The following is a 12,762-nucleotide window of genomic DNA, read 5'->3' on the forward strand; positions in this document are numbered from 1 at the left end:
ACCAGAGAAAAACGGGAGAAGAGCGCGTGTTCCCAAGCCTCAAGTTAGGAGAAAAAGGGTACTACTCTGAGCAACCATCAAAGGATTTCAGAAGTTACATCACAAGGCTTGAGGTGAAAACGCCTAATACTTCTTTCCATTCTTTCCGTCATAATTTCAAAGATGCTTGCAGACATGCAGGGGTAAGTCGCGACATTAACGATACCCTATTGGGTCACGCATTGCCGGGAATGGCTGGACGGTAAGGGGACGGTAAGATGCCGCTACCAGCGTTGTATGATGCTGTTTGCCAGATCGAGTATCCGGGTTTGGGCTTAGTGGGCATCAACAGATTTACAGAGTAATGCGGCTAGCGCTTTCGGGATTCACGTTTTGTCCCTGATCCGCTATAGGGTCGGCGATGCCCAAGAACCTCGATATCACCCCGGATGACCCGGAAGAACTGCGGGCTGTGAACCGGTTGCTGGCTGATGAAGTTAAATCGCAAGCCCTGATGATCGAGAAGCTGAAGCACCAACTGGCGGGCCAGAGCCGTCATCGGTTTGGTGTGCGGGCCGAAAGCCTTGATCAGCTCAACCTGACCTTCGAGGAAGACGAGCAGATCGCCGAAGCGGCGGACGCGCAGGCCAAACCCGCGCAACCAGCTACTGAAGACAAGGCACCGCGCCAGCATAGCCGCAAGCCGCTGCCGGACCATCTGGACCGGCATGAAGAAGTGCTTTCGCCTGGCGAGGACTGCACCCGCTGCGGCGGCAAGCTGAAGACCCTCGGCGAGGATGTGACTGAAGAGCTTGAGTATGTGCCGGGACGCTTCATCGCGAACCGCGTCGTCCGCCCGCGCAAAGCCTGTGCAGGCTGTGAAGCGGTTGTCCAATCGCCCCTGCCGTCACGCCCCATCGAGCGCGGCAGGCCCGGCCCCGGCCTTTTGGCGCATGTCTTGGTCAGCAAATACGCCGATCATCTTCCACTGTATCGCCAGAGCCAAATCTATGCGCGCGAGGGGATTGATCTGGATCGTTCGACCATGGCCGACTGGGTTGGCCGGTCAACGGCGCTCCTGGAACCACTCGCCGATGAGATCGGGCGAATGGTCCGGCGTGGCGAAGCCCTCTCTGCCGACGACACACCCGTCAAGATGCAGGCGCCGGGGTAGAAGAAGACCAAAACGGCGCGGGTCTGGACCTATGTGCGTGATGAACGGCCGTGGTCCGGATCATCGCCGCCTTGCGCCTGGTACCAGTTCACCATTGATCGGAAAGGCGAGCATCCCGTCAGCCACCTCGCAGGCTACAAGGGCTGGGTGCATGCCGACGGCTATTCGGGCTTCAACGGGGTGTTCGGTGAGAGCAAAGCCGATGAGATGGTCTGCATGGCGCATGTCAGGCGCAAGTTCGTGGATGTCTTTGCCTCCCAGGGCAACGCCATTGCTGAGGAAGCCATCCGCCGGATTGCGGAACTCTACGCCGCGGAGAAAGGCGCGCGTGGCAAATCACCGGACGAACGGGTCGTGTTGCGGCAAGCGCAGGCCAAATTCGTCTTCGATGATCTGGAAGCATGGTTACACGCGCAACTGCCAAAGATCTCCGGCAAATCACCACTGGCCCAGGCCATTCGCTACGCCCTTGGCCGGATGCCAAAGGCGCGACCATACCTTGAGAACGGCCATCTGGAACTGGATAACAACACAGCCGGGCGCGCCGTCAAACCCGTCGCCATCGGCCGGAAAAACTGGTTGTTCGCAGGCTCCGAGGGCGGCGGTAAAGCCATGGCCATCGCCTTCACCCTCATCGAGACGGCCAAGCTCAACAACGTCGACCCACAAGCCTGGCTGACATGGGTCCTTGGCCAAATCGCCGACCACAAGACCACACGCCTCGATGAGCTCTTCCCCTGCCGTGTGGCGGCGGGGGGCGCGGGAAGGCCAAAACAACAAACCAAAACAGAGCGTTAATCGGACGGGCACCTCACAGATCCAAAATCGTGATGCTATCCGATGTGCCGTAGTCGATCTGGATGCCGCCAGAAACGTTGGTCAGCGTGTATCCCGCAGGCAAATTGTTGAGATCGATGGTATTCCCGTCGATGATCAATGTGTCCTCCACGGCATTGAAATCCGTGATGGTTGCGGTCGCGGCTTTGTTGCTATTGTCATACTTAAACTCGAACGTATCAGCGCCTTCACCACCAGTGAGCGTGTGACCCCCTGTATTTCCCATATGAGCGTAGAGATGATCATCCCCGGCACCACCATCTAGAAGAGAGCCATGTTTGCCGGAGTACAATTCATCATTTCCGGCTTCCCCGTAGAGGACGTCGCTTTGACTGTTGCCGTAGATAATGTCGTTACCTTCACCACCATAAATCGTATCAGCCCCTTTGCCGCCAGAGATCTTATCATCCCCACCATAGCCATAGATCACATCTTCGACGCTGGTGACGTCGGTGATCTCGTCACCTTCAGCATCTTCATATCCGATGTTCATGGTCTCACCGGCTTCAGTGCCATCAACGACACCAGGCGTGCCTCCGGGGGAGCCGACAGACACCCCTTCCAGCAAAATCGTGTTGCCGTCCCCGTAGGAGATTTGCGTCCCCCCATTGGCGGCTGAGACGATATACCCGCTCGCGGGGTTCGTCAGATCTATGAGCGTCTCATCGATGTACAACTTATCTTCTGCTGCGTCATAGTCGGTGATGGTTGCCGTTGCCAGTTTCGTGCCGTCATTCCGAAACTCGAACCTATCAGCGCCTTCACCACCAGTGAGCGTGTGACCCCCTGTATTTCCCATATGAGCATAGAGATGATCATCCCCGGCACCACCATCTAGAAGAGAGCCATGTTTGCCGGAGTACAATTCATCATTTCCGGCTTCCCCGTAGAGGGCGTCGCTTTGACTGTTGCCGTAGATAATGTCGTCACCTTCACCACCATAAATCGTATCAGCCCCTTTGCCGCCAGAGATCTTATCATCCCCACCATAGCCATAGATCACATCTTCGACGCTGGTGACGTCGGTGATCTTGTCACCTTCAGCATCTTCATATCCGATGTTCATGGTCTCACCGGCTTCAGTGCCATCAACAACATTGCTGGCGGGAGTAAGGTCTAAACCTTCCAGCAGAACCACATCGCTGTTCCCATAATGGATTTCCACCCCCTCAGAGGTTGAGATTGCAGAAACGCCATTGGGAAGCGCATCAAAACTTTGAATTTGGACATCATCAATGACCAGAATGTCTTCAGAGGGGTTGAAATCAGTTATTCGATCAAGCCCGTCACCTGAGGAGAACTTAAAGGTATCTGCGCCAGAACCGCCGGTCAGGATATCGTTGCCTGTGCCGCCATCAAGGCTGTCATTCCCTCCATTTGCCTCAAGCGTATCATTCCAATCTGACCCATCAAGCAAGTCATTCTTGTCATGGCCTGTAATTTCGACGCCTTCCGAAGCGCTCGTTGAAATAACGATTTGCATGATCTCATGGGCACCAAGCGAAAACCCCAGTTTCCAGTCGCCGTCTTGAAGGTCGCTCTTGGTCAGAAGGTCAACTTCACCGGTTGTTTTATATTGATCCGTCCCTCCCGTAGCGCCAAGCTTGCTTCCCCAGATATGCAGGTTCGCCAGGCCTTCGCCGAGCGTGTAGCCGGCCAACTGAATACCGTGATCGCCCAGCAAGCGGTTCAGCCCCTGCAACTCGATATCGCTGGAGCTGTCAGTGCGATTGGCGACATAGAGGATGACCTGCCCGTCTTTCTCGAAAATCCTTGTGATAGTCTCGGAATCGTCGAGCGAGCTTGTTTGAAGTTCAACGGCCTGCGCACCAACAAGGTTGTCACGCATCATGCGAAACAGCTCTCCACCAGGATTGACGAAGATCTCCCCGTCTTCTTCATAGCTCAACGAAGCTTCAACACTGTTTGTGGATGTCGCCAGCCAACTCATTGCTGCGGTGACATTCGATTTTGCCATTTCATGCATCTGCACGAACCCAATGGCAGCATTTTCAAGAGAGGCACCTGTCGCGGACGTTCCATCACCGTCATATGGATACTGCCACGCCAAGGACTGAATCTCGAGGCTAGATGCATCCCAATCAAGGCTTATACCGTCAAGACGTTCGTAGTCTTCGTATTTCTGATACAGTCCATCGGCTCCCGTTGCAGACCCATCCAGAATGGCAAGAATGTCAGTAAGCTGATCGGTAATCTCACTCAGCGTTTTATAGCCAATTTCATCCACTACTTCACCCAATACTTCGGCAACAGACTTGGGCACTAGAGTGGCTTGGTGAATATCTATTGCATCAAGATATTGATGGGCGTTGCCGGAATTGAACGCCTCCAGGATTTCAGCCAGATCCATCTTTCCATTTTTTCCCGGGAGGCCAGGTATTGCGGCATCGGGAAACGAAGAGTTCGTGTTGTAATCCGAACTGGTGATCGTGTTCCAAACATTTCCCGCTTGCAGCACAATTTTGGGGCCTAGGTCCAAATCCCCATCATAGTAATCGGCAACGGCGCTTCCAACATAGCCCGTCATCTGATTTGCACTCTGGCCGTATTCACTGGGGGTTAAGCCGTTGATGGTAGGTTCGTTTCCGATCGAGATCGAGGAAATCACGACTTCCTTGATTTCAGCATATGACAACATAGCATTTATGAAGCTGTCGACAGTGCTTTCTTCCGGAATGTCGTCTGAAACCGGCACGGTAAAGCTCAGCGTCAACCCATGATCGGAACAGTAGTCGATAACGCGCATCAAATCCGCGAAATTGTAGTCATCATCCGAGTAGTTTTCAGGATCTTGTTTGATTTCCCAATCCAGTGATCTCGGGGCGTCATCAGCATCAGGCACCAATCCCCGCTCGGCCTCTGTTCCACCAGGCCAGCGAATTGTCGTGACACCCAAGTAATCGATGATACTGGTGAAGTTCACTTCGTCCGCGTCACCGATAGTACCAGAGCCCGGCACCTGGATCGTCACATCACCCTTGTTTCCGCGTACCACTGATCCGAAGTGGTCTTCGGTGATCACATTGTCGGTCACATACCAATCGTCAAATTTCAGACTCACAACGCTCATAAGTATCTCCTACGCTTCAATATTACATCACCGTCACGAAGCCAGGCCCGAAAGCCCGGATCAAAGGTTCTCATTCTAGAACTATTTGTTCGAAGCCTCGCGACTATTCCGCTGAGGCTCCAAGGGCCGAAAACTGGACTTCCGGACCCCGACTTTGCGTTTTTTCTGAGAGAGTTCGGTATCGCAGCAAGCGCCGAACATGCACAATGATATTGTTTGGTTTTGGCGGCCAGGCAATCAGATCCAAATCCGGCACGTCGCATTGCTTAATTGCCCCTTCCACTCAAGAAATTCACAGAAAAAAATGAAGCAATTTTCGCCAATAGGTGGAGTATATCCTGGCATGCTTGTCAAGAGAAACAAACCGGAAGAGTTTTTACGAAGCTCCGGTAAGTTGAGGTGCTATGCGTCCTAAGGATGCCGCGTGTTGATGCAATCAGACAAGTGCAGAGTGAACGTTTGGTATGGGTGCTCTGGCGCAGATTGGGCGATCCCTGTTAAGCTGCTGTGGCGGCGCAACGCCACGGGAATAGTTCGTTCAACCGAGTGATGTTGTGAACAGCGATCTCGGCGAGAACCCAAGTAAGCCAGGCTTGTGGGTCGACGCGGTTGAGTTTGGCGGTTTCAATCAAGGTGTAAGCGATTGCCGCAGGCTCACCGCCTCCTTTTGAGCCAACGAAGGGGAAGCTTTTCCGGCCCAAAGTGAAACAGCGGATCGATCTTGCCGCAGAATTGTTGTCTAATTGCAGCAAGCCGTTTGCCAGATAGCCGCGCATTTTCTTCATACGGCCAAGGGCGTAACGGATTGCTTTGGCGAGATCGGATTTACTGGAAATACGGTTCAACTGGGCGTTCAACCAGATCTCCGGGTCATCGAAGTTCGGTTCGGCATCGCGCTGACGCACGTTGATCCGCTCTCCGGTGGTTTCCTGCGCACGGCCTTTTTGACTTCTGACCTGCCCCCCGAAACTTCCCTCAGTTTGATGTAGAGTTTGCTCAACCTTTCGAAGGAGCAAACAGATGCGAAAGAGCCGATTTAGCGAAGCCCAGATTATCGGGATGATCAAAGAGCAAGAAGCAGGGATGTCGACTGCGGATGTGTGCCGCAAACACGGTCTCAGCCAAGGGACGTTCTACAAGTTCAAGTCGCAGTATGGCGGCATGGAAGTATCGGATGGGGCGAAGTTGCGTGCGGTCACTGACGAGAATGCGAAGCTGAAGTGTTTGTTGGCCGATGCAATGCTGGACAACGTCGTGCTGAAAGACTTGCTGGGAAAGAACTGACGACACCGAACTTGCGACGGGCTGCGGCACGCAAAGCGATGCGGGCTCATGACATCTCGCAACGTCGGGCGTGCAGGCTTGTTGGTGTCGATCCCAAGACCGTCCGGCGCGACAAACCGCCAGATAATCCTGAAGTTCGCAAAGAGATGAAGGCGATTGCCAATAAACGCCTCCGGTTTGGCTATCGGCGGATCGGTGTGATGCTGGAACGCAAAGGCATGATCATGAACCACAAAAAGCTGTATCGGCTCTATACGGAAGAGAAGCCGGGCGTCCGGCGACGAAGGGGGCGGAAACGGGCACGTGGGTCACGCACGCCAATGCTCGCAGCGTTACGGCCAGGCGAGCGTTGGTCGTTGGACTTTCTGTCTGACACGTTTGGCGTCTCCCGCAAGTTCCGCATCTTGGCAGTGAACGATGATTGCTGTCGTGAAAACCTGTGCCTCATGGCCGACACAAGCATATCTGGCGCGGGTGTCGCCCGTGAGTTGGATGCGCTTGTTCGGATCTACGGCAAGCCCGCCTGCATTGTCAGCGATAATGGGACCGAGTTCACCAGTCGCGCGATCCTGAAATGGGCAAATGAAAGTGATGTCGAGTGGCACTATATCGATCCGGGAAAGCCGCAGCAGAACGGCTTCATTGAGTCATTCAACGGCAGCCTGCGCGACGAGCTGTTGAACGAAGAATGGTTCGACAGCTTGGACGACGACCGCCGCAAGCTGTCGCTTTGGCGATACGATTACAACAACGTCAGACCACATTCATCACTGGAGAACCAAACACCCGCTAAAGCGCGTCGTGCGCTTGAGCAATTTGAGGGCTCCGCGCATGACGCGCTTGCCCAAGCCGACAACGAGCAATATCAAAACTACACCCGCAAACTCTCGTTATGAATGAGGGAGCCTCGGGGGGCAGGTCATGTTCAGCGCGAAATCAGAGCGTAAATACGTACCGTGGCGCGCGCGCGTTTGTCACGCGGTTTGTAAGCATACTCAGTCCGAACGATCTGTTTGGCACGTGTGCTTACTTGGTTGGTTCAACGCCACAGAGATCTAGGAGTACACGTTACCTGAGCGATCTACGTCGCTGGTCTATCCAGGCCGACAGGTTTTCCTGTTCCTGGGCGGTGAGGCGCAGCCCGAGCTTTGAACGGCGCCACAAGATATCTTCCGCCGTCCGGGCGTATTCATGCGCCATCAGCCAGTTCACTTCGCGCTGGGTCAGCGTGGCGCCGAAATCCTGCCCAAGATCGTCTTGGGATGAAGCGCCATCAAGCATGTCGAACGCCTCTGTCCCATAGTTGCGCACAAGACGCGCGGCCCAATCGGCAGACAGAAAGGGAAACTGATTCACTAGGCGTTCGATCAAGGCTGCGACGCCATCGACGGGGAAATCGCCTCCGGGCAGGGGCGCGCCGGCGGTCCATGCCGGGGCGAGGCCCGGTAGATGAGGGGACAATTCATCCAGCACGGCTTCGGCCAGGCGCCGGTACGTGGTGATTTTGCCCCCAAAGATATTCATAACGGGTGCCCCCCCGCTATCGCGCAGGCGCAGCTCGTATTCGCGTGTGGCCGCCGTGCCGCTGGATGCGCCATCGTCATAAAGCGGGCGCACGCCTGCAAAGGACCAGACAACATCGCGCGCATGGATCTTGCGGCGCAGGTAGCGGTTGGCGAAGGCGATCAGGTAATCGCGTTCCTCGTCCGTGCAAACCGGGGTGGTGTCGGCATCGTCATGCGGGGCATCCGTCGTGCCGATCAGGGTGAAATCCTGCTCATAGGGCAGGGCGAAGATGATGCGGCCATCCGACCCTTGCAGGAAATAGGCCTTGTCGTGATCATATTGCCGCGGCACCACGATATGCGATCCACGCACAAGGCGTACGTGGGCGTGGCTGTTCAGGCCCAAGGCGCCCTCGATCACGTCATTCACCCATGGCCCGGCGGCATTCACCAAAATGCAGGCTTTGTGAAGTGTGACATCGCCGTGTTCGGTATTTTTCGTTTTAACCTCCCAATGGTCGGCATGACGCGTCGCAGAGATCACCTTGTGACGGGGAAGAATATGCGCGCCTTGGGCGGCGGCGTCGCGGGCGTTCAGGACAACAAGCCGAGCGTCCTGCACCCAGCAATCGGAATACTCATAGGCCTTTTTGAATTTTGGGTCGAGCGGCGCGCCCTCTGGGCTAGCAGAGAGGTCAAGCGTTGACGTGCCGGGCAAAAGCCGTCCGCCGCCCAGATGGTCATAAAGAAATAGCCCCAACCGGATCAGCCATGCGGGGCGGCGCCCTTTCATCCATGGCAGCAGCCCGCCCAGCAGGCGCGAGGTTGGCGTGCTGCCTTCGAACCTCATATCCCTATGATACGGTAGGATAAAACGCATCGGCCAGCTGATATGCGGCATGGCCTTAAGCAGGGTCTCACGCTCGGCCAAAGCTTCACGCACCAGACGCAACTCAAAATACTCCAGATACCGAAGCCCTCCATGGAACAGCTTGGTTGATGCCGACGAGGTCGCTCCGCCAAGATCCCCCATCTCAGTCAAAGTGACCGTTAAGCCGCGCCCGGCGGCGTCACGGGCAATCCCGCAGCCGTTCACGCCGCCGCCAATGATGAAGAGGTCGCTGGTATGATCTGCGGGTGACATCTGTCGGTGCCTCATTAAGGGGTGATGATGCCCATCATCGGACGATTCGCGCACAAAGGAAAGAAAAAGACTTTCGTAAATGTTCGTATTTCTGTTACGATCACGCGAAACATCAGGCTTACCCATGCAAACGCTGCGACATCGTCAAATTCTGGCCAAGGCCCGCGAAACAGAGCGCGTTACCGTCGACGGGCTGGCGGAGCATTTCGGGGTCACCTTGCAGACCATTCGCCGTGATCTGACAGAACTGGCTGAGGCTGGGTTTCTTGAGCGGGTGCATGGGGGCGCGGTTTTGCCGTCGGGTCTTGTCAATATTCGCTATGAAGCGCGCCGCGCGCTGAACGAGGCGGCAAAGCGATCGATTGCGCAAACCGCTGCCCGACGCGTGCCCAACGGCTCTGCCCTGTTTCTGAATATCGGCACCACGACAGAGGCCGTCGCGCGCGCATTGGTGCATCATCAGGGGCTTTTGGTGGTCACCAACAACATGAATGTGGCGCGCATTCTGTCCGCCAACCCGGATTGCGAGCTTGTCCTGTCCGGCGGTCGTATGAGGTCCGAAGATGAAGGTCTGGTTGGCGCAGCGGCGGCGGATATGGTGGCGCGCTACAGGTTCGATATGGCCATCATCGGCTGTTCGGGTCTGGATCCGGGCGGGGACGTTCTGGACTTTGACATGGACGAGGCCACGGTCACCCAAGCAGCGCTGTCCCATGCCCGTGACAGCCTTCTGGTTTGCGATCACTCCAAACTTGCGCGCCGCGCGCCCGTGCGCGTCACAACGGTTCAATCGCTGGGCGCGGTGGTCACGGATGCCCCCCTTCCTTCCGCCCTGTCTGGGGTCTGTGCGGATGCGGATGTGGAAATTCTTGTTGCACCGAGCTTGCAATCATGATCACTTCACATAAATGACCGACGGTCAGTATTGCGCTGGCGAGGACAGGAGTGATGCTTTGAAGATCAATGTAAACGGTGTCGATCACACGGTGGATGTAGAAGAAGACATGCCGCTTTTGTGGGTTCTGCGTGACGAATTGAGGCTCGATGGCCCGAAATACGGCTGTGGCGTCGCTGCTTGCGGGGCTTGCACGGTTCATGTTGACGGGGTGGCGGTGCGGTCGTGCCAGACGCTTTTGTCTGATGTGGACGGCCCGATCACCACGATCGAAGGGCTGGGCAATCCGGATGAAATGCATGCCGTTCAGGCCGCTTGGCTGACCCATCAGGTGGCGCAATGTGGCTACTGTCAGGGTGGGCAGATGATGCAGGCGGCTGATTTGCTGGCAAACACCCCAAACCCAACGGACGTGGATATTGACGAGGCCATGTCTGGCAACCTGTGCCGCTGCGGCACCTATCCGCGTATCCGCGCTGCGGTGAAAACCGCCGCCAAATCATTGCAGGAGGGCTGATCATGGGACGTATCGGAACCATTGCGCGTCGTACATTCCTTGTCGGATCCGCAGCACTTCTGGGTGGGGTTGCCTTTGGCTACTACAAGTACAAACAGCCCGAGGACAATCCGCTGGACGATGATCTGGCAGATGGCACTGCCGCCCTGACGCCATATGTCCTGATCAACGCAGATGGGGTGACCCTGATCACCCCGCGGGCCGACAAGGGGCAGGGGGCGTATTCGGTTCAGGCGGCATTGATCGCCGAAGAGCTGGATGTGGATTTGGATCAGATCAATGTCGATCCCGGCCCGCCTTCGGCTGCCTATTGGAACACGGCGATTGCCGCCGAAGGTGTGCCCTTCCCCTCGACCGACCGAGGGTTCGCAGCCGAAACCATGCGTGGCTTCATGGGCGCTGTGATCAAGCTGATGGGCATGCAGATCACCGGGGGCTCGACCACCGTGCCGGACGGGTTTGAAAAACTGCGAGTTGCCGGGGCTGTGGCGCGTGAGACGCTCAAAGCGGCTGCGGCGGAGATGTCTGGCCTTGCGGTCACGCAGCTGAAGACTGAAGCGGGCGCGGTTGTGCTGCCCGATGGCAAGCGCATTCCGTACGAGGCGCTGGCTGCCAAGGCTGCCGAGATTGAGCCGGTGACGGATGTGGCCCTGCGCCCCTCGACCCAGTGGAAGTTGGTGGGAAAACCCATGCAGCGCGTTGATATGGTGGCGAAATCCACGGGTACGCAAAGCTATGGGATCGACATGCGGATGGAAGGCATGGTGCATGCTGCCGTGCGTGTGAACCCCCGCAAAGGCGGCGAGGTGATCTCGTTCGACGCGACCCAAGCGGAAGGGATGCGCGGCGTTCAAAAGGTGATCCCGGTCACCGGCGGCGTGGGCGTGATTGCCGACAACACCTGGCGCGCGTTTCAGGCTGTCGATGCGATCGAGGTCGAATGGGGCGCGGCGCCCTATCCCGCTGAGCAATCCGAACATTGGCAGGCACTCGCGGACACGATTGATGCCGGCGATGTGGACGCAACGCCTCGTGATGACGGAGACGTTGACGGGGCAGGGACCACACTCGAGGCCGAATACCGCGCGCCCTATCTGGCCCACGCGCCGCTGGAGCCGATGAATGCCACGGTGCTGGTCACGGATGACCGCGTCGATGTCTGGACCGGCAACCAGATCCCGCGCATGACGCAGGCCAGTGTCGCCAAGATGACGGGCATGGATGCCGATAACGTGCATGTGCATATCCTGATGATGGGTGGCAGTTTCGGGCATCGTCTGGAAGACGAGGTGGTGAAACGCGCGACCGAACTGGCGATGGCGATGCCCGGCACGCCGGTCAAGCTGACCTATAAACGCGAGGAAGACACGCTTCAGGACTTCACCCGCCCCATCGCGATGATGCGCGGGCGCGGGGCCGTGGCGGATGGCAAGGTGACGGCGATGGAGATCAAGGTCGCCGCGCCCTCGATCATGGACAGCCAGATGGTGGAACGTCAGGGCTTTCCGGTGCCGGGGCCAGACACCACGATCACGCAGGGCCTTTGGGATCAGCCCTATGCGATCCCGAATTACCGCGTGACGGGCTATCGCGCGCCGAAGCTCGGCCCGGTTAGTTCGTGGCGCTCTGTTGGCGCGTCGCAAAACGGCTTCTTCCACGAAAACTTCCTGAATGCGCTCATTCATGAGGCCGGGGCCGACCCGGTCGAGGAACGCTTGCGCCTGATGACCGATGATCCGTCGCGCAAGACGTTGGAAGCCGTGGCCGAGATGTCGGGCTGGGGTGGCGAGCTGGCGGCAAACAAAGCCCGCGGCGTGGCCTTCTGCCTGTCCTTCGGCACGCCTTGTGCGCAGGTGATCGAGATCACCAATGGCGCGGATGGCATCAAACTCGATAAGGTTTGGGTCGCTGCCGAAGTGGGCAAAGTCGTCGACCCGGTGAATTTCGAAAACCTCGTCGCGGGTGGTGTGATCTGGGGGCTGGGTCATGCGATCAACAGCCAGATCACCTATGCCGACGGCATGGCCGAACAAGAGAACTTCTTTGACTTCGAAGGCCTGCGCAACAACCAAGCGCCCGAGATCATCGTGCGCGGCATGGAGAACCGGGACTATGTGACTGGTGTGGGCGAACCGCCCGTGCCGCCCGCCGCACCTGCTCTGGCCGAGGCGATTTTCCGGGCGACGGGGAAAAGGCCGGTTGAAATGCCGTTTGGCGAGAGGTTTGGGTTTGTGTGATGGGCGCGTTAGCCGACAACTAGTGGTGCGTTCCCAAAAAAGACAAGCGCATATTGAAACATGGTCCGCATATCTATATCTGGGGGCTGGCCGGTAGAG

Annotated in this window: 6 protein-coding genes and 4 pseudogenes; 7 read left to right on the plus strand and 3 right to left on the minus strand. The window is 57.0% G+C overall.

All coding sequences use genetic code 11. The annotated features are described in order from the left end of the window. Window positions 1–245, plus strand: a pseudogene (locus tag ACRY08_RS14210) (hypothetical protein); the annotation flags it as partial. 155 nt (window positions 246–400) lie between these two features. Further along, window positions 401–1,951 (plus strand): annotated as a pseudogene (tnpC, locus tag ACRY08_RS14215) (IS66 family transposase). 13 nt (window positions 1,952–1,964) lie between these two features. On the opposite strand, the gene ACRY08_RS14220 reads toward tnpC, so the two are convergent. Further along, complete coding sequence (locus tag ACRY08_RS14220) at window positions 1,965–5,081, minus strand: calcium-binding protein (RefSeq protein WP_432450621.1); 3,117 nt, start codon at window positions 5,079–5,081, stop codon at window positions 1,965–1,967. A 343-nt stretch (window positions 5,082–5,424) separates the two neighbouring features. Here ACRY08_RS14220 and ACRY08_RS14225 point away from each other — a divergent pair. Next, a pseudogene (locus tag ACRY08_RS14225) lies at window positions 5,425–5,564 on the plus strand (IS3 family transposase); the annotation flags it as partial. A 14-nt stretch (window positions 5,565–5,578) separates the two neighbouring features. On the opposite strand, the pseudogene ACRY08_RS14230 reads toward ACRY08_RS14225, so the two are convergent. After that, window positions 5,579–5,998, minus strand: a pseudogene (locus ACRY08_RS14230) (IS66 family transposase); the annotation flags it as partial. Between the two features lie 103 nt (window positions 5,999–6,101). Between ACRY08_RS14230 and ACRY08_RS14235 the strand changes: the two are divergent. Next, a protein-coding gene (locus ACRY08_RS14235; protein ID WP_432450622.1) for an IS3 family transposase occupies window positions 6,102–7,261 on the plus strand; the annotation gives its coding sequence in 2 pieces (ribosomal slippage) (window positions 6,102–6,351 and window positions 6,351–7,261; 1,161 coding nt in all). A 172-nt stretch (window positions 7,262–7,433) separates the two neighbouring features. Here ACRY08_RS14235 and glpD read toward each other — a convergent pair. Continuing rightward, window positions 7,434–9,014: a glycerol-3-phosphate dehydrogenase gene (glpD, locus tag ACRY08_RS14240; RefSeq protein WP_432450623.1), complete on the minus strand. Its 1,581-nt coding sequence runs from the start codon at window positions 9,012–9,014 to the stop codon at window positions 7,434–7,436. A gap of 124 nt (window positions 9,015–9,138) precedes the next feature. Here glpD and ACRY08_RS14245 point away from each other — a divergent pair, with 124 nt between their 5' ends. The 3 genes from ACRY08_RS14245 to ACRY08_RS14255 are packed head-to-tail and all read left to right on the plus strand — an operon-like array spanning window position 9,139 to window position 12,663. Then, window positions 9,139–9,909: a DeoR/GlpR family DNA-binding transcription regulator gene (locus tag ACRY08_RS14245; protein ID WP_432450624.1), complete on the plus strand. Its 771-nt coding sequence runs from the start codon at window positions 9,139–9,141 to the stop codon at window positions 9,907–9,909. Window positions 9,910–9,967: 58 nt separating this feature from the next. Further along, window positions 9,968–10,426 (plus strand): (2Fe-2S)-binding protein, encoded by a 459-nt coding sequence (locus ACRY08_RS14250; protein WP_432450698.1) that lies wholly within the window; start codon window positions 9,968–9,970, stop codon window positions 10,424–10,426. Between the two features lie 2 nt (window positions 10,427–10,428). Continuing rightward, complete coding sequence (locus ACRY08_RS14255; protein WP_432450625.1) at window positions 10,429–12,663, plus strand: molybdopterin cofactor-binding domain-containing protein; 2,235 nt, start codon at window positions 10,429–10,431, stop codon at window positions 12,661–12,663. The last annotated feature ends 99 nt before the right edge of the window (window positions 12,664–12,762 follow it).

Source organism: Aliiroseovarius marinus (assembly GCF_050881025.1).
In the GTDB taxonomy this organism is placed as follows: domain Bacteria; phylum Pseudomonadota; class Alphaproteobacteria; order Rhodobacterales; family Rhodobacteraceae; genus Aliiroseovarius; species Aliiroseovarius marinus_A.

Bases quoted from the DNA above. Each gene is read 5' to 3' on its own strand.
- glpD (WP_432450623.1), bottom strand. From the start codon at position 9,014: ATGTCACCCGCAGATCATACCAGCGACCTCTTCATCATTGGCGGCGGC.
- ACRY08_RS14220 (WP_432450621.1), bottom strand. From the start codon at position 5,081: ATGAGCGTTGTGAGTCTGAAATTTGACGATTGGTATGTGACCGACAAT.
- ACRY08_RS14245 (WP_432450624.1), top strand. From the start codon at position 9,139: ATGCAAACGCTGCGACATCGTCAAATTCTGGCCAAGGCCCGCGAAACA.
- ACRY08_RS14255 (WP_432450625.1), top strand. From the start codon at position 10,429: ATGGGACGTATCGGAACCATTGCGCGTCGTACATTCCTTGTCGGATCC.